14 protein-coding genes are annotated in these 16,995 nt (G+C 60.8%); 5 read left to right on the top strand and 9 right to left on the bottom strand.

From position 1 onward, the window contains the following. Nucleotides 1–77: 77 nt before the first annotated feature. The 8 genes from KSS97_RS26445 to KSS97_RS26410 all read right to left on the bottom strand — a co-directional run bounded on the left by KSS97_RS26445 (nucleotide 78) and on the right by KSS97_RS26410 (nucleotide 9,893). Nucleotides 78–2,000, bottom strand: coding sequence for a PrkA family serine protein kinase (locus KSS97_RS26445; RefSeq protein WP_030139230.1), 1,923 nt, complete (start codon nucleotides 1,998–2,000; stop codon nucleotides 78–80). A 300-nt stretch (nucleotides 2,001–2,300) separates the two neighbouring features. After that, nucleotides 2,301–2,630 carry a thiosulfate sulfurtransferase GlpE gene (gene glpE, locus KSS97_RS26440; protein ID WP_030139229.1) on the bottom strand — a complete coding sequence of 110 codons (330 nt, stop codon included), beginning with the start codon at nucleotides 2,628–2,630 and terminating at the stop codon, nucleotides 2,301–2,303. A 33-nt stretch (nucleotides 2,631–2,663) separates the two neighbouring features. Beyond that, complete coding sequence (locus KSS97_RS26435) at nucleotides 2,664–3,539, bottom strand: symmetrical bis(5'-nucleosyl)-tetraphosphatase (RefSeq protein ID WP_217860479.1); 876 nt, start codon at nucleotides 3,537–3,539, stop codon at nucleotides 2,664–2,666. After that, nucleotides 3,539–3,919, bottom strand: coding sequence for a Co2+/Mg2+ efflux facilitator ApaG/CorD (apaG, locus tag KSS97_RS26430; protein WP_030139227.1), 381 nt, complete (start codon nucleotides 3,917–3,919; stop codon nucleotides 3,539–3,541). The genes KSS97_RS26435 and apaG overlap by 1 nt, the downstream gene beginning before the upstream one ends. A gap of 107 nt (nucleotides 3,920–4,026) precedes the next feature. Then, a complete protein-coding gene (gene rsmA / locus KSS97_RS26425) occupies nucleotides 4,027–4,845 on the bottom strand; it encodes a 16S rRNA (adenine(1518)-N(6)/adenine(1519)-N(6))-dimethyltransferase RsmA (protein ID WP_217860478.1) in 819 nt (272 codons plus the stop codon). Further along, on the bottom strand, nucleotides 4,842–5,831 hold the full coding sequence (pdxA, locus tag KSS97_RS26420; protein WP_030139225.1) for a 4-hydroxythreonine-4-phosphate dehydrogenase PdxA: 990 nt from the start codon (nucleotides 5,829–5,831) through the stop codon (nucleotides 4,842–4,844). The genes rsmA and pdxA overlap by 4 nt, the downstream gene beginning before the upstream one ends. After that, a complete protein-coding gene (surA, locus tag KSS97_RS26415) occupies nucleotides 5,828–7,144 on the bottom strand; it encodes a peptidylprolyl isomerase SurA (protein ID WP_033864455.1) in 1,317 nt (438 codons plus the stop codon). Before surA ends, pdxA begins: the two co-directional genes overlap by 4 nt. Further along, nucleotides 7,125–9,893: an LPS-assembly protein LptD gene (locus KSS97_RS26410; protein WP_217860477.1), complete on the bottom strand. Its 2,769-nt coding sequence runs from the start codon at nucleotides 9,891–9,893 to the stop codon at nucleotides 7,125–7,127. The genes surA and KSS97_RS26410 overlap by 20 nt, the downstream gene beginning before the upstream one ends. A gap of 130 nt (nucleotides 9,894–10,023) precedes the next feature. Between KSS97_RS26410 and KSS97_RS26405 the strand changes: the two genes are divergently transcribed. Genes KSS97_RS26405 through KSS97_RS26395 form a run of 3 tightly spaced genes read left to right on the top strand, consistent with a single transcriptional unit; the run spans nucleotide 10,024 to nucleotide 12,486 of the window. Beyond that, nucleotides 10,024–11,049: an aminoglycoside phosphotransferase family protein gene (locus KSS97_RS26405; protein WP_217860476.1), complete on the top strand. Its 1,026-nt coding sequence runs from the start codon at nucleotides 10,024–10,026 to the stop codon at nucleotides 11,047–11,049. After that, on the top strand, nucleotides 11,046–11,717 hold the full coding sequence (murU, locus tag KSS97_RS26400) for an N-acetylmuramate alpha-1-phosphate uridylyltransferase MurU (RefSeq protein WP_030139221.1): 672 nt from the start codon (nucleotides 11,046–11,048) through the stop codon (nucleotides 11,715–11,717). Before KSS97_RS26405 ends, murU begins: the two co-directional genes overlap by 4 nt. Before the next feature lies 1 nt (nucleotide 11,718). Continuing rightward, nucleotides 11,719–12,486: a TerB family tellurite resistance protein gene (locus KSS97_RS26395; protein WP_030139220.1), complete on the top strand. Its 768-nt coding sequence runs from the start codon at nucleotides 11,719–11,721 to the stop codon at nucleotides 12,484–12,486. 165 nt (nucleotides 12,487–12,651) lie between these two features. Here the strand turns inward: KSS97_RS26395 and KSS97_RS26390 are convergent, their stop codons facing one another. Beyond that, nucleotides 12,652–13,641, bottom strand: coding sequence for an alpha/beta hydrolase family protein (locus KSS97_RS26390; protein ID WP_217860475.1), 990 nt, complete (start codon nucleotides 13,639–13,641; stop codon nucleotides 12,652–12,654). Between the two features lie 74 nt (nucleotides 13,642–13,715). On the opposite strand from KSS97_RS26390, the gene KSS97_RS26385 reads away from it, so the two are divergent. Beyond that, entirely contained in the window at nucleotides 13,716–16,112 is a 2,397-nt protein-coding gene (locus KSS97_RS26385) for a PAS domain-containing sensor histidine kinase (RefSeq protein WP_030139218.1), read from the top strand. Nucleotides 16,113–16,174: 62 nt separating this feature from the next. After that, complete coding sequence (locus tag KSS97_RS26380) at nucleotides 16,175–16,804, top strand: response regulator (protein WP_122566692.1); 630 nt, start codon at nucleotides 16,175–16,177, stop codon at nucleotides 16,802–16,804. Nucleotides 16,805–16,995 lie beyond the last annotated feature (191 nt).

Here is a 16,995-nt window from a genome sequence, read left to right as displayed (position 1 = left end):
GTGAGCTACAAGCTGCAAGCAAAAGCAGGCTCACGCGCTTTTCTCTTGCAGCTCATAGCTTGTAGCTTGTCGCTGTACTACTGCGATTTCCGGACCCGCAGGTACCACTCGGACAGCAGTCGTACCTGTTTGTCGGTGTAGCCACGTTCGACCATGCGTGTAACGAAGTCGTTGTGTTTTTGCTGGTCCTCCTTGCTGGCCTTGGCGTTGAAGCTGATGACGGGCAGCAGGTCTTCGGTGTTGGAGAACATTTTCTTCTCGATGACCACCCGCAGCTTCTCGTAGCTGAGCCACGTAGGGTTCTTGCCGTTGTTGTTGGCCCGGGCGCGCAGGACGAAGTTGACGATCTCGTTGCGGAAATCCTTCGGATTGCTGATGCCCGCCGGTTTCTCGATCTTTTCCAGTTCCTCGTTGAGCGCCACGCGATTGAGGATCTCGCCGGTTTCCGGATCACGGTATTCCTGGTCCTGAATCCAGAAATCTGCGTACAGCACGTAGCGATCGAAGATGTTCTGACCGTATTCGCTGTAGGATTCCAGGTAGGCGGTCTGGATTTCCTTGCCGATGAACTCGATGTAGCGGGGCGCCAGGTATTCCTTGAGGAAGCGCAGGTACCGCTCGCGGGTTTCCGCCTGGAATTGTTCCTGCTCGATCTGTTGCTCAAGCACATACAACAGGTGGACCGGGTTGGCGGCGATTTCATGCGGATCGAAGTTGAAGACCTTGGACAGGATCTTGAACGCGAAACGAGTGGAGAGGCCGTTCATCCCTTCGTCCACGCCCGCGTTGTCGCGGTATTCCTGGATCGACTTGGCCTTTGGATCGGTGTCCTTGAGATTTTCGCCGTCGTAGACCCGCATCTTCGAATAGATGTTGGAGTTTTCCGGCTCCTTGAGGCGCGACAGCACGGTGAACTGGGCCAGCATCTTCAGTGTGTCGGGCGCGCAATGGGCCTTGGACAGCGAGCTGTTGAACAGCAGCTTGTCGTAGATCTTCACCTCGTCGGTGACCCGCAGGCAGTAAGGCACCTTGACGATGTAGATCCGGTCGATGAAGGCTTCGTTGTTCTTGTTGTTGCGGAAGGTGTGCCATTCCGATTCGTTGGAGTGCGCCAGCAGGATGCCGCTGAACGGAATCGCCCCCAACCCCTCGGTGCTGTTGTAGTTACCTTCCTGGGTGGCGGTCAGCAACGGGTGGAGCACCTTGATGGGCGCCTTGAACATTTCGACGAATTCCATCAGGCCCTGGTTGGCCCGGCACAGCGCGCCAGAATAGCTGTAGGCGTCGGCGTCGTTCTGTGGGAATTCCTCCAGCTTGCGGATATCGACCTTGCCCACCAGGGCGGAAATGTCCTGGTTGTTTTCATCCCCAGGCTCGGTCTTGGCGACCGCAATCTGGTTGAGGATCGATGGGTAGAGCTTGACCACCCGGAACTGGCTGATGTCACCGCCGAACTCGGCCAGGCGCTTGGTGGCCCATGGCGACATGATGGTGTTGAGGTAGCGGCGCGGAATGCCGAAATCTTCCTCGAGAATGGCGCCATCTTCGGTGGCGTTGAACAGCCCCAGCGGGGACTCGAACACCGGCGACCCCTTGATGGCATAAAAGGGCACTTTCTCAATCAGTTGCTTGAGCTTCTCGGCCAGTGATGATTTACCGCCGCCGACGGGGCCGAGCAGGTAGAGGATTTGTTTCTTCTCCTCCAGGCCCTGGGCGGCATGGCGGAAGTAGGACACGATCTGCTCGATGCATTCCTCCATCCCGTGGAAGTCGGCAAAGGCCGGGTAGCGGCGGATCACCTTGTTGGAAAATATCCGCGAGAGCCTCGAGTTGGTCGAGGTATCCAGCAGTTCCGGTTCTCCAATGGCCAGCAACAGACGCTCCGCGGCCGATGCGTAGGCACTGCGGTCCTGCTTGCAGAGTTCGAGGTATTCCTGCAGCGAGTACTCCTCCTGCCGCGTGGACTCGAAACGTTGCTGGAAGTGGCTAAAAATACTCATGACGTCACCTCGCTCGATACGTGGAGCCGGTGTCGGATCAATCAGTCGATGCTGGACAGCCGCTGGGAACCCAGTTGCCGTTTTACCCCCCAGAATGCTTCCAGGAATATCGACTCCTGGAAGCTGACTCCCGATGACCCGCGCGCCGGTGTACCGGCTCTCCCCTGTTTTGGATGGCCTGAGGCTAAGGATAGTTCGGAATCTGAGAGGTAAAGGTGGAATACGTAATTAGTTATGGCAGACCGTTCGTCTGCCATCGCCCAAGCCCGCGGTTCGCGTGGGCTTGCACGGCATAAAAAATTATTCGTGGGAGCCTTGCTCGGTTTCTCCAGGGTAAGTCGAGCGCCACAGCTCAAAACCACCGTCCAGGCTGTAGACGTCACTGAAGCCCTGGCTGATCAAGTAGGCCGCCGCACTCTGGCTGGAGTTGCCGTGGTAGCAGACCACGATGGTAGGCGCATCGAGATCAGCGGCCTGGATGAAAGCATGAAGGGAATGATTATCCAGATGCTTGGAGCCACTGATGTGCAAAACTGCGAAAGTGGCGGGGTCGCGCACATCGACGACGACGGCGCCTTGTTCACGCAGGGCGTGGGCCTGTTCGGGAGGGATGCGTTTGAATTCGGTCATTTAGGACTCCTGTGGCCTGAAGCGCAAAGCCGATCAAAGGGCAGTGCCGGCCGGCAATGATGCGGTGGTCGATAGATGTGGTTTGGGGCGGCCTTTATCGTCGCAATCGCAGCGCAGCAGTTCGCCGGTGTCGACGTTCATCAGCGTCAACGCGCTGCCCCATACGCAGCCGGTATCGAGGGCAAAGACCCCGGGCTCGTCGCTTTGACCTTCAAGGGCCGCCCAATGACCAAAAATGATCTTCAGGTTACGGGTCTTGCGTTCCTTGTGCTTGAACCATGGCGCATAACCGGGTGGGGCGGTCTCGATGCCTTCCTTGCCCTTGAGATCCAGCTTGCCGTCGCGTGTGCAGAAACGCATGCGGGTGAAATAGTTGGTAATGACCCGAAGGCGGGCCGCGCCGGTCAGGTCATTGTCCCATTTGACCGGTTCGTTGCCGTACATGCCGTCCAGGTAGGGGCCGAACAGGTTGTCGTCCCGTAGCGCCTGCTCCACTTCGCTCGCGCACTTTAATGCCTTGCGCAGGGACCATTGGGGCGGAATGCCGGCATGGACCAGTGCAAGGTTGCGCGTCTCGTCGTAATGCATGAGCTTTTGCTGGCGCAGCCATTCGAGCAGCTCGACGCAATCAGGCGCGTCCAGGATCTCTTTCAAGGTATCGGATTTTTTCAGGCGCTCGATGTTCTGCCAGGCGGCCAGCAAGTGCAGGTCGTGGTTGCCAAGCACGCAGACCAGCGAATCGCGGATGCCATGGAGAAAGCGAAGGGTTTCGAGTGATTGCGGGCCGCGGTTGACCAGGTCGCCCACCAGCCACAGCGTGTCTTTTTGTGGATCAAACGCTACCCGTTCCAGCAGGCACTTGAGCGGGTCTAGGCAGCCTTGCAGGTCGCCCACCGCATACGTGGCCATCAGTGCAGCGCTCCGGGCACCGCCAGGCGAAAGGGCTTGATGATGGCGTCGAAGCGTTTACCGTCTTCGGCCAACATCTGGTAGGTACCCTGCATGGTGCCGACCTGGGTGGTCATCACCGTGCCGCTGCTATAGCTGTGGCTTTTACCTGCGTCGATCAACGGTTGCTGGCCGACCACGCCCTCGCCGCGGACTTCCTCGACGTGTCCGTCGCCATCGGTGATGACCCAGTGTCGCGACAATAGCCTGGCCGGCAAAGAGCCGTTGTTGCGCACCGTGATGGTATAGGCGAAAGCGAAACGGTTGTGTTCGGGTTGCGACTGTTCTGCCAGAAAGCGGGTGGCGACGCTGACGTCGACCTGATAACGAGGATCGGACATGCAAAAAGGCCTTAAGCGGGACGCGGACATGACTCAAGAGATTAGTCTAGGCCACGTATCGGGTAGTAAACCAGACCGGCGTACTGCCCGATAGCGGTCGTGGCCTGTTAGTTGGCAGCCGTCGAGGGCGTGACTTGTTCGCTGAGCTTGTCGGCCAGGCGCACGAAAGCCGCCAGGTCCAGCTGCTCGGGACGCAGGCTGCCATCGACGCCGGCGGCTTCGATCTCGGCGCTGCTGAGCAACAGCTTCAAGGTGTTTCGCAGGGTTTTGCGACGCTGGTTGAAGGCTTCGCGCACGACGCGTTCCAGCAAGCGATGATCCTTTGCCGGATGCGGCAGGACCGCGTGGGGGACAAGCCGGACGATGGCGGAGTCAACTTTCGGTGGTGGGTTGAACGCGCCAGGCCCCACGTTGAACAGATGATCCACGCGGCAGTGGTACTGGACCATGATCGACAAACGCCCCCAATCGCCGCCGCCAGGACCGGCGGCGAGGCGCTCGACCACTTCCTTCTGCAGCATGAAGTGCATGTCGCGGATCAGGCTGGCATTGTTCAGCAGGTGAAAAATCAGCGGCGTGGAGATGTTGTATGGCAGGTTGCCCACTACTCGAAGGCTGCCCGGCGCGGCGTTCAGGCTGTTGAAGTCGAATTTCAGCGCGTCGCCTTGGTGCAGGTTGAAGTTGCTCTTGCCGGCGAATTGCTGGTTAAGGATCGGGACGAGGTCCTTGTCCAGTTCCACCACGTCCAGTTGTGCGCCGCTGCCGAGCAAACCTTCGGTCAGGGCGCCTTGGCCCGGCCCGATCTCGAGCAGGCGATCATCCACCTTGGCATTGATGGAACGCAGGATGCGATCGATCACGCCAGCGTCATGCAGGAAGTTCTGGCCGAAGCGCTTGCGCGCGCGGTGTTGGTATTGCTCGGTCATAAATGGGTCTCGGCCATCTGGTAGGCGGTTTCCAGTGCGACTTGCAGGCTGCCGGTGTCGATCCTGCCGCTGCCGGCCAGGTCCAGGGCAGTGCCGTGGTCCACCGAGGTACGGATGATGGGCAGGCCCAGGGTCACGTTGACCGCCGCGCCGAAGCCTTTGTACTTCAGCACGGGCAGGCCCTGGTCGTGGTACATCGCCAGCACCGCGTCGCAGTGCTCCAGATATTTGGGGGTAAACAGAGTGTCGGCCGGCAGCGGGCCACGCAAATCCATGCCCTCGCTGCGCAAGCGTTCCAATGTAGGTTCAATGATGTCGATTTCTTCGCGGCCCAGGTGTCCGCCTTCGCCGGCATGGGGGTTCAGCCCGCACACCAGGATACGAGGCTGGGCGATGCCGAATTTTTCCCGGAGGTCGGTGTGCAGTATCCGCGTGACCCGTTCCAGGCGTTGCGATGTTACGGCGTCGGCGACATCCTTCAGGGGCAGGTGAGTGGTGACCAGCGCCACGCGAAGACCTCGGGTGGCGAGCATCATCACCACTTGCGCGGTCTGGCTCAGGTCGGCCAGGAACTCCGTGTGGCCGGAAAACGGTATGCCGGATTCGTTGATCACGCCCTTGTGCACCGGGGCAGTGATCATGCCAGCGAAGGCTCCGTCCAGGCAGCCCTGGCCTGCGCGGGTCAGCGTGTCCAGGACGAACGCCGCGTTAGCGGTGTCCAACTGTCCCGTCACGACCGGGGCGCCCAACGGGGTATCCCAAACATACAGGCAGCCGGCAGGCGCCGGAGCATCGGGCCAGGCATCCGGCGTGACCGATAGCAGGTCGACCGCCACCCCCAACTGCGCGGCCCGCTCAATGAGCAGATCGCGGCTGGTAATGGCAATCAGGGGGTGCGGCTGGGCTTGCGAGGCGAGCAGCAGGCAGAGGTCGGGACCAATGCCGGCTGGTTCGCCGGGGGTCAGCGCGAAACGCTTGGGTTTCACTGCGCTGCCTGGTCTGCGCCAGGGAGTTTGATTTCGACGTAGGCTTCGTCGCGAATCTGGCGCAGCCAGGTTTGCAACTCTTCGTCGTATTTGCGGTTACGCAATACCGTCATGGCCTGCTGCTCGCGCGCCTGGGTCGTGCTGTCGGTGGCGCGGCGGCCAAGGACTTCCAGCACGTGCCAGCCATAAGGGCTCTTGAACGGCTTGGACAGTTGGCCCTGCGGTGTTTCGGCCATGACCTGGCGGAATTCGGGAACCAGCGCATTCGGGTCGACCCAGTTCAGGTCGCCACCGTTCAGGGCCGAACCCGGGTCTTCCGAGAAGCTCTTCGCCAGCTCGGCGAAGTCCTCGCCAGAAGTGATCCGTTCGTAAAGCTTCTCGGCCAAACGCTTGGTTTCGGCTTCGCTGCGGATTTCACTCGGCTTGATCAGGATGTGGCGAACATGTACTTCGTCGCGAACCTGGGTGCCGCCACCGCGTTTTTCCAACAGCTTCAGGATGATGAAACCGCCGGGTGTACGGGCTGGCTGGGTGATGTCACCCACGGCCATGGAACTGAGCTCGCGGTCGAACGGAGGGGGCAGCTGAGCGGCTTTGCGCCAGCCCATGTCGCCGCCTTCCAGCGCGTTCTCGCTGGCGGAACGCGCCACGGCCATCTGGCCAAAGTCAGCGCCTTGCTTGAGTTGCTGGTAAACGTCCGTCGCCTGGCGATACGCACTCTGGATCGCTTCGGAGTTGGCGCTTTCCGGAGTGGGGATCAGGATGTTTGCCAGGTGCAGCTCTTCGGACAGCTGCATTTTGCCCAGGTCGGAAGCGAGAAAGTTCTTCACTTCCTGCTCGGACACCTGGATGCGTTCGGCCACACGACGCTGACGTACACGGCTGATGACCATCTCGCGACGGATCTGGTCGCGGGCGTCGTCAAAAGACAGGCCGTCGCGAGCCAGGGCGGCGCGGAACTGGTCGATGGTCATGTTGTTGCGCTGGGCAATGGTGCCGACAGCCTGGTTCAGCTCTTCATCGGTGATGCGGATGCCGGAACGTTCGCCAATCTGCAATTGCAGGTTTTCAACGATCAGGCGCTCAAGCACCTGCTGGTCCAGCACGCCCGGTGGTGGCAAGCCACCGCCACGCTTGGCAATGGTTTGCTGGACTTCATGGACACGCTGGTCCAGTTGGCTTTGCATGACCACGTCGTTGTCGACGATGGCCACGACCTTGTCGATGGATTGCACCGCGGCGTTGGCCGCGGTACCCAGGAACAGCGCGCCCAGCATCAGCGGGCGCAGACAATCAGAAAGCTTGGTCTTCACGTTCACGATAACCTTGAATGCCTTTGTCGAGGAAACTCTCTACCTTGGCGCCGGTGAGGCCGCCGAGTCCCTTCAGAACAATTTGGAGGAAGACGCCGTGGTCGCCTTTTTCGTTTTCCGGGGCGGCTTGACTGAACTCTTCATAGTCGACCCAGTAACGGTTGATCAGGCGCAGTTTCCAGCAGCAGTTGTCGTATTCGAAACCACCAAAGGCTTCCAGGGTACGGTTGCGGTTGTAGTCATACTGCCAGCGGCTGATGGCGTTCCACTGCGGCACGATCGGCCAGATGACCGAGAAGTCGTGCTGCTTGATCTTGTAGTAGTCCTTCACGTAGTCCGCATCACCCGGCCGACCATAGTCGCCACCGCCCACTTGCCATTGGCCTGTGGCCTCGTCGTAGCGGACCTGGTCGTTGCGATAACGGTAACCGGCATTGATGACCTTGTTCGGGTTGTCTTCCGGCTGGTAATGGAACATCGCGCTGCCCGAACGAGGGCTGTGGGTGTCCGGGTCCCAGTTGTAGGTCGCCGTGGTGCGCCAATCGCGGTTCCAGCGATATTCGTATTCCAAGGCATATGGGGAGACGTCGGATTTTGCGTCTTCACGCGTATCAAAGTCGATGCCAGGTAATTGAACCTTGCGATCCTTGAAGTAAAAAGCCTGGCCGACGGCGAGACGTTGGCGTTCGAAACCGTTCTCTTCAATCCATCGGCTAGTCACGCCCAGGGACAGCTTGTTCTCGTCGCCGACACGGTCGGAGCCGGTGAAGCGATTATCTCGGAACAGTGAGGAATAGCTGAAGGTCGATTCGCTGGTATCGAACACTGGGATATCGCTCTGGTCCTTCTCTGGTACATAGAGATAGAACAGGCGGGGCTCCAGGGTCTGGCGATAGTTGGTGCCGAACCATTGAGTATTACGGTCGAAATAGAGACCGCTGTCGATACTGGCGATTGGAACACTGCGGTTAGGCGTGCTGTCGTAGCCGTTTCCAACGGCGTTCTTGCCTGTGCTATCGAGATCCAAATCGTATTGCGTGTACTGATACTTGAGCGATGGCTTGATATAGCCATAGCTAGCCGTCATCGGCAGGCTGACAACTGGCGCCAGGTTCATACGGTCGCCGTTGGCTCGTGCCAAGCCTCTAACGCGAGTATCGAGAAAGTCCTCGCTGTTACCGTCTTCATCGGTGTATTGACCGGTCCGCAAATCACGATCAAACCGCACCAGCTCGGTCTTGTACGCGAAATCCAGACCATACGGATGTTCGGGCAGAGAGCCGTTGAAGGTGATCTGAGGCAAGCGGTTATAAGGCGTGATCTTCGAAATCGTCGCCATCTGGTAAGCCTGGGCATTCAACCGCGCGGTGTAGTTGTCACCGCGATAGCTGACGGCACCTTGCTGGTTCACATAGTCCCGCGATTCCACGCCGATCTGGTCGGTCTGGAGATCCTGGAAGTAGTACGGATCGCTGATCTTGGTGTAGTCGACTTCCGTCAGCACGCGCGAATCGAGGCCGCCCTTGTGCTGCCAGTTGTACATGTAGCGGGTCTTGTCGTAGTCGGTCTGCCCGCTACGCTCATCGTCTTCATCGTTGAGGTACGCGGCGCCGAACTGACCTTCACTGGATTTGGTCAGGTAACGGAATTCGCCTTCCATCAACATTCCGCGCTTGCCCATGTAGCGTGGGTACAACGTGGCGTCGTAGTTTGGCGCCAGGTTGAAATAGTACGGGGTGACCAGCAGTAAGCCGGTATCGCTGCCGCTGCCAATGGTCGGCGGCAGGAAGCCGGACTGGCGACGGTCGTCGATCGGGAAATAGATGTACGGCGTGTACAGGACCGGAATGTCCTTGACCCGCAATGTCACGTTGGTTGCAGTACCGAAACCGGTGGCCGGGTTCAAGGTGATGTTGTTGCCCTTGAGTGTCCAGGCGTTGCTGCTCGGTTCGCACGTGGTGTAAGTGCCGTCCTTGAGACGGATGATCGCGTTCTCGGCGCGCTTGGCATACAGCGCATTACCGCGGATGCGCGACTTGTGCATCACGTATTCGGCGTTGTCGACCTTGGCTTCGCCGGTGTCCAGCTGCACATCGGCGTGGTCGCCGACGATCAGCGCACCGTTGTCGCGAACCCGTACGTTGCCATTCAGCTCGCCACGGTTCTCGGCCTGGTACAGGCTGGCCTCGTCGGCTTCGACCTGCATGCTGCCCTGGCGCATGACCACGTCACCGGCCAGGGTCGCTACCTGCTGCTCCTGCTCGTAGCGCGAGGCCTTGGCGCCCAGGAAGGTCGGGGCGTCGCTTTTGGCCGTCTTGTCGTTCATGCCAGGACGCGTCGGTTCGATATACGCGCCAGCGCAGTAGGGACCGGTTTCAGCCAGTTGAGCGGGCGTGAGGTTCTCGCGCGGAACCCAGTCCAGGTGACTGTAGTCTGCACTGCGCGACTTCAGGCCACGGCCCTTGGCTTCGGTGACCAGCATCGGCTTTTCACCGGCTTCTTCGCCAGAACCGCTTTCGGCCGGGGCGCTGCCGCTATCGGCTACTGCGCTGCCTTCATGCACGGGGCGCGGCGGCAATGCAGCGGCCGGCGTCTTGGGTGAACAGTCCCAGGCACCCGAAGCGGAGACGGAGCAGTCATACTGCTGCGCCGCGACGACGAATGAAGAGGCCAAAGGTTGCAGGGCCAGCAGACTGCCGGTGACCAGCAACGGAAATTTTTTACGAAACGCGGGGGATTTCAATGCCATCTTATTAGTCCGGGCTTCCTGCGTGCCATCTGCCCGCGGTGTGGGCCGCACGCCTCTCGATGGTCTGAAAAAGATGCTGGATAATAAAGCATGACCCGCTTGACGGCTAGCGCCGTCGGAGACCCTTGCAATGCCTGACCAAGATGTACGCTTGCAACACCTGAAAGTTTGGCTCGATGAGCAACTACCGATCCTTTTCACCCAGCAAGGTTGGGGCGCCGTGCCCCCGGCCACATTGACCGCGGCCAGCAGCGACGCGAGTTTCCGGCGGTATTTCCGTTGGGAAGGCGCGGGCCGCAGCTTGATCGTGATGGACGCGCCGCCGCCACAGGAAAACTGCAAACCCTTCGTCGATATTGCTTTTTTGCTGGCGAAATCCGGCATCAACGTGCCAAAAATTTATGCTGAAGACCTCGAACGCGGTTTTCTTTTGCTCAACGATTTGGGCAACCGGACGTATCTGGACGTGATCGACGGCGAAAATGCCGACGATTTGTTCCGCGATGCCCTGCAAGCCTTGTTGGCGTTTCAGCAACTGCCGATGGTGGCGCCACTGTCCAGCTATGACGTTGCTTTGCTGCGTCGCGAACTGGAGCTGTTCCCGGAGTGGTACGTCAAGCGCGAGCTGGGCATCGAACTCGATGCGACCCAGCAACAACTTTGGCAGCAAGCGTCCGAGCTATTGATCAACAGTGCCCTGGCCCAACCGAAAGTACTGGTGCACCGCGACTACATGCCGCGCAACCTGATGCTCAGCGAGCCCAATCCAGGCGTGCTGGATTTCCAGGATGCGGTTTATGGCCCGGTGACTTACGACGTGACCTGTCTGTTCAAGGACGCCTTCCTCAGTTGGCCCGAGGAGCGTGTGCGTGGTTGGCTGGAAAATTACTGGCAAGAAGCCGGTGCCCTCGGCATTCCGGTCCAGCCGGATTTCGAGGATTTCCTGCGCGCCAGCGACTTGATGGGCGTACAGCGCCATCTGAAGGTGATCGGCATCTTCGCGCGTATCTGCCATCGCGACGGCAAGCCGAGATACCTGGGTGATGTACCGCGGTTCTTCGCTTATATAGAAGCGGTCATCGCTCGTCGTCCTGAATTGGCGCCGCTTGATGAACTGCTTTGCAGCCTGCGGCAATCGGCCGGAGCGACCGCATGAAGGCGATGATCCTGGCGGCAGGCAAGGGCGAGCGCATGCGGCCCCTGACGCTGACCACGCCCAAGCCTTTGATCCGCGTCGCCGGCGTTCCCTTGATCGAGTATCACCTGCGCGCGCTGGTTGCCGCCGGCTTCAGCGAGGTGGTGATCAATCACGCCTGGCTCGGCCAACAGATCGAGGATTACCTGGGAGACGGCTCGCGGTTCGGCGTGCGCATTGCCTATTCGGCGGAAGGCGAGCCATTGGAAACCGGTGGCGGCATCTTCCGCGCGCTACCGCTGTTGGACGACGAAGCGTTCGTGGTGGTCAATGGCGACATCTGGACCGACTTCGATTTCGGCACCTTGCATCGGCCGCTCGACGCCATGGCCCATCTGGTGTTGGTGGACAATCCCGAGCATCACCCCGGCGGGGATTTCATCCTGGCCGACGGAAAGGTTCATGAAGGCGCGCCGACGGCCGACAAACTGACCTATAGCGGGATCGCAGTCCTGCACCCGCGGCTGTTCGACGGTTGCGTTGACGGCGCGTTCAAGCTTGCGCCGTTGTTGCGCCGGGCCATGGCCCTGGAACAGGTCAGCGGCGAACGCCTGGACGGGCATTGGATAGATGTCGGGACTCATGAACGCTTGGCGCAGGTTGAAACATTGATAGAAGCGAGCCGTTGATATGTGGTGGCCAGGGACTCTGATCGGAGCGGGAGCGGGCTTTGCCATAGCCAGCATCCCGGGGGCCATGCTCGGCGCACTGTTGGGACAGGCGCTGGATCGGCGCCTGGACCTGCACAGCTGGGCGCAAGTGCGTGAGCGCCTGGGCGGTCGTCCGGCGTTGCGCAATGATGAATTGTTGTTCGTGTTGCTCGGACGCCTGGCGAAAAGCGATGGGCGCGTCGTCGATGGGCATATCCAGCAGGCTCGCCAAGAGATGCGCGCGCTCGACTTGAGCGAGCCGGCGCAACGTCGCGCCATCGCGGCGTTCAACCGGGGCAAGTCCGAGCACGATCGCTTGCGCGGTTATCTGCGCCGCCTCGCCCTCCAGCCCCATGCGGCTGAAGGCGTGCTACGGGCTTGCTGGCGGATGGTGTGGGCCGATGGCCGCGCAGGTGCGAGTGAGCGCGAGTTGCTTGCCCAATGGGGCAAGTGGTTGGGCTGGACGCCGCAGCAGGTCCAGGCGCTGGCGATCGATTACGAACCGCAGAAACTGTCGCGACCCAACAGCGGCGTGACTTACCAGGAGGCGTTGCGGCTGCTGGGCGTTTCCGCCACCAGTGAGCCGTCACAGATAAAGCGGGCTTACCGTCGGCTGCTCAGCCGCCACCACCCGGACAAGATCGCCGGTAGCGGGGCGACGCCCTTGCAGGTGCGTGAAGCGACTGACAGGACCCGGGAGCTGCATAACGCCTATAGGCTGATTCGCGAACGGCGGGATTTCCGCTAGCCGAGCGTCGAGCAATTGTGGCGAGGGGATTTATCCCCGCTGGAGTGCGAAGCGCTCCCAAAACCATTCATCAGGGAGTTTCTGACACCCGCATCGACAATTTGGGGCCGCTTCGCACCACGGCGGGGATAAATCCCTCGCCACAATAATGGTCCACTTGAAGCGTTAGTCCGTTTGTGGATTCAACCAACCCCGAACCCGCCGGAACAACTGTTCCTGCTCCGCCGTTGCGTTGGGCAACGCCTTGAGGGCGACCTGGCTGAAATTCGACCCCTTCAATCGCTTGCTCGCTTGCAGGCGTTCCAAGGCCGCGTTGCGATCCAATGGTTTGTCCATATAGAAGATGTCGGCGGTGGCCAGCTTCAGGGTGGGCGTCAGCTCGGCCAGGCCCGGCGTGGCGGTGACGGGCGTTTGGGCCGCGACCATCACGAAGCGTTCGATCTGCGCGGGCTGCTTTTCGCTGAGGTAGCGCGCCGCCCAATAGGCACCAGTGCCGTGGCCCAGCAGCACGATGCTGCGGGCGCTCTGCTGTTCGGCGTAGGCCAGCGCCGCATCGATGCGGGCAAAAATCCGTTCGGCGTCGGCCTTGGCATGTTCTTCACCGGTTTCGGCGATGGCGGGATCTGCCGCATCGGCTTCGCCCCCGGCCACTTGCTCGATGGGGGCGGCGGTGGTGGCGTCCGGCGCTGCGGCCGCTACGTCCGCCGGTTTGGTTTCGGGCGGTGTTTCCACGGTGCGGGGTGCGATGACGTCGCTTTGCAGGTCCGGCAGCGTGATACTCAGGCTGCCCCATTCGGCATCCGGCAACTTTTTGCGCAATGGGCCGATTGCTTGAGGCCAGTCAGCTGTTTCGCCTGCGCCGGGGATTATGATGACCGCGCCCTTGGGATCGCTGGTGTTGGCTGGCTTCCACAGCGCAAGAAAAGCATCGCTGCCGGTTTGTAGCTGTTGTTGTTCCTGGGACGGGACCTTTCGTGCAAGCGCCGCCGCTTCTTCCTGGCTACGCTCGAGCAAGGGTTGACGTTCGGCCGGCTTCTCTTCGGCGGGTTGTTCCGCAGCGGCGGGGGCTGGTTCGCCGGCGTGCACAGAAAATGCACTCGGCAGGATCAGCGACAGGCACAATGCTGGCAACGCCAGGCGATAAACAAAGGGCATCGGATATTCCATGACCAGAAGTATTTCCGGCAGCCTAATGGGTTGGTCAGTATTTGTCAGTGCGTGAGACTTCGATGATGCGTTTTTGCTGCCTGTGGGTTATCGGCTGTTTATGGCTTCCCTTGATGGCCTGGGCCGCGCCTGCGCCGCAGACCCATGACGTGCAACTCAATGGCGTCCAGCGCCAGTGGTTGGCGGAGCATCCGCAGCTACGGGTCGGCCTGGTGCTGCAGGCACCGTACGCGCAATACGACCGGCGCTTGCAGCGTTTGTCCGGTACCAACGTCGAGCTGATGCAGTGGTTGGGCAAGGCTTTGAACGTCGAACTGACCTGGCGCAACTTTCAGGACGTTGCGCAACTGGAAGAGGCGGTGCGTGATGGCGAGGTGGATGTCGCCCCAGGCCTGACCCAGACTCCGGTGGGGCTCAGGCTCTGGCAATTTTCCGACCCTTATATGCGTGTACCGCAACTGATCGTCGGCGCGCAGAAAGGCGCCGAAGGCGTGGAATTGGAGAAGCTCGACACTCAGAGCCGGGTTGCGGTGCGCATGCCCAGCGCCACCGCCGACTATCTGCGCAGCAACTATCCGGCGCTCAATTTGCAGGGTGTGCCGATGGAGCGTGAAGCCTTGCAGCTGTTGCTGACCCAGCAGGCCCGATACGCGGTGGTCGACGAGGCGCAGCTTGGACGGCTGATGGTCGAGCCCGAATTCGCCGAGCTGGCGGTGGTGGGCGACATCGGTTCGCCGCAATTGCTGCGGGTGGCCACACGCCGGGACTGGCCGCAGTTGGCCGAGATCATCGACAGCGCCTTGCAGGCCATCCCGGCGAAGGATCTGGAGCAACTGCACAGCCGCTGGCTCAAGCCAAAATATCCGCGCCTGACCGAGACCCCGGGCTTCTGGCAGAACCTGACGCTGTTGCTCCTGGCAATGCTGCTCAGCAGCGTGGCCATCGTATTCTGGCAGCGCCGCCAGCAGCGCTCGGTGGAGCGTCGCCTGCGTGCCGCGCGGGAAGACATCGCCCAACGCACCGCCAGCGAAGAAGCCTTGCGCTTGACCCAGTTTTCCATCGACCAGAGCACCGTCGGCATCCTCTGGGTCAACTGGGACAGTCATGTGCGCTACGCCAACCGTGCTGCCGAAACCATGCTCGGCTACGCGCAGGGCGCGATCATCGACCGGCCGCTGATCGACTTCGAGCCGGGCCTGCACATGGACCGCTGGCTGAACCTGTGGAAGCGTGCCCGTGCCAGTGAGGAGGGGCCACAGAGTTTCGAGACCGAGTGTGTGCGAGCGGACGGGAGCATCCTGCCGGCCGACGTTTCCTTGAGCTTCCTGCGTTTTCGTGATGCCGAATACCTGGTGGTCTACCTCAACGATGTGACGGAACGTCGACGTGCGCTGGCGGCTCTGCGCGAAAGCGAGGCGCGCCTGCAGGGCATCGCCGCCAACGTTCCGGGAATGGTCTTTCGCCTGGAGCGGGCATCGGTGACCGGACAGATCGACTTTGCCTACATCAGTGAAGGCAGCGAAAGCCTGGTGGGTTATTCCCCGGCAACCCTGGCCCGTAGCGATACCGGGCTGCGCAGTCTGGTGCACCCCGAAGACAAGTCTGGCTATCACCGTTCCCAGGACCAGGCGCTGGACAGCGACAGCGATTGGTCTTGGCAGGGACGTATCCTGACCCGCGAAGGCCTGGAGCGCTGGGCCGAGATCAAGGCGATCACCCGTCGCCTCGAAGATGGCGCCTACGTCTGGGACGGTATCGTCTGGGACATCACCGAAAGCAAGCGCATCGAACTGGAGCTGGCCAGTTCCCGGGAACAATTGCGTGAACTGTCGGCGCACCTGGAAAGCGTACGGGAAGAGGAAAAGGCGCGGATCGCCCGGGAAGTCCATGATGAACTGGGTCAGATGCTGACGGTACTGAAGCTTGAAACTTCGATGTGTGAATTGGCCTACGCACAACTCGATCCGGGCCTGCAGGAACGGCTCAACAGCATGAAGCGCCTGATTGCCCAGCTGTTCCAGTTGGTACGCGACGTGGCGACGGCGCTGCGCCCGCCGATCCTGGACGCCGGTATCGCCTCGGCCATCGAATGGCAGGCCCGGCGTTTCGAGGCGCGTACGCAGATCCCTTGCCTGGTGCAAGTACCTGACAACCTGCCGCCCTTGAGCGACGCCAAGGCCATCGGCCTGTTTCGGATACTCCAGGAGGCGCTGACCAATGTGATGCGCCATGCCCAGGCGCATACCGTAGAGTTGACGCTGGTGCAGGAAGACGACCAGTTGTGTCTGGCAGTCAGCGATGACGGTGTAGGATTCATTACTGACGCGGGACGGCCAACATCCTTTGGCCTGGTTGGCATGCGTGAGCGCGTGTTGATCATGGGCGGGCAGTTGACCCTCGACAGTGAGCCGGGGGAGGGCACGACCTTGTCGGTGCGCGTGCCATTACATGAGGCTTGATGGGATACACAAAACCTGTGGGAGCGAGCCTGCTCGCGAAGATCCTGAACCTGGAGAAGAACGTGATCCGTGTACTGGTAGCCGAAGACCACACCATTGTCCGCGAAGGCATCAAGCAGTTGATCGGCCTGGCCAAGGATCTGGTGGTGGTGGGGGAGGCGAGCAATGGCGAACAGTTGCTCGAGACCCTGCGCCACGTGCCCTGCGAAGTGGTGTTGCTGGATATTTCCATGCCGGGGGTCAATGGCCTGGAGGCGATCCCACGGATCCGGGCGCTGAACAATCCGCCGGCGATCCTGGTGCTGTCGATGCATGACGAGGCGCAAATGGCCGCGCGCGCCCTGAAGGTCGGTGCCGCCGGCTACGCCACCAAGGACAGCGACCCGGCCTTGCTGCTCATGGCGATTCGCAAGGTCGCCGCGGGCGGGCGCTACATTGATCCGGACCTGGCCGACCGCATGGTCTTCGAAGTTGGCCTGACCGACGCCCGGCCGCTGCACTCCCTGTTGTCGGAGCGCGAATTTTCGGTCTTCGAACGCCTCGCCCAGGGCGCCAACGTCAACGACATAGCCCAGCAGTTGGCCTTGAGCAGCAAGACCATCAGCACCCACAAGGCACGGCTGATGCAGAAGCTCAACATCACCTCGCTGGCCGAATTGGTGAAATACGCGATGGAGCACAAGTTGCTCTGACCCCCATCATCGTCCCCTTGTGGGAGGGAGCTTGCTCGCGATAGCGTCAGATCATTCAGCACATAGGTAGCTGACAGACCGCCATCGCGAGCAAGCTCGCTCCCACAGGGTTAGTGTTGGCATATCCATTTGCGACACGCCCCAGCAGCGCTTTTGCCCCTACTTGCAGCTCGCCGCTCGAAACCCACCGC

Source organism: Pseudomonas alvandae (genome assembly GCF_019141525.1).
GTDB classification, from domain to species: Bacteria; Pseudomonadota; Gammaproteobacteria; order Pseudomonadales; family Pseudomonadaceae; genus Aquipseudomonas; species Aquipseudomonas alvandae.
The sequence above is the reverse complement of the archived record's forward strand: the minus strand, read 5'-3'. Positions and strand labels throughout refer to the sequence as shown.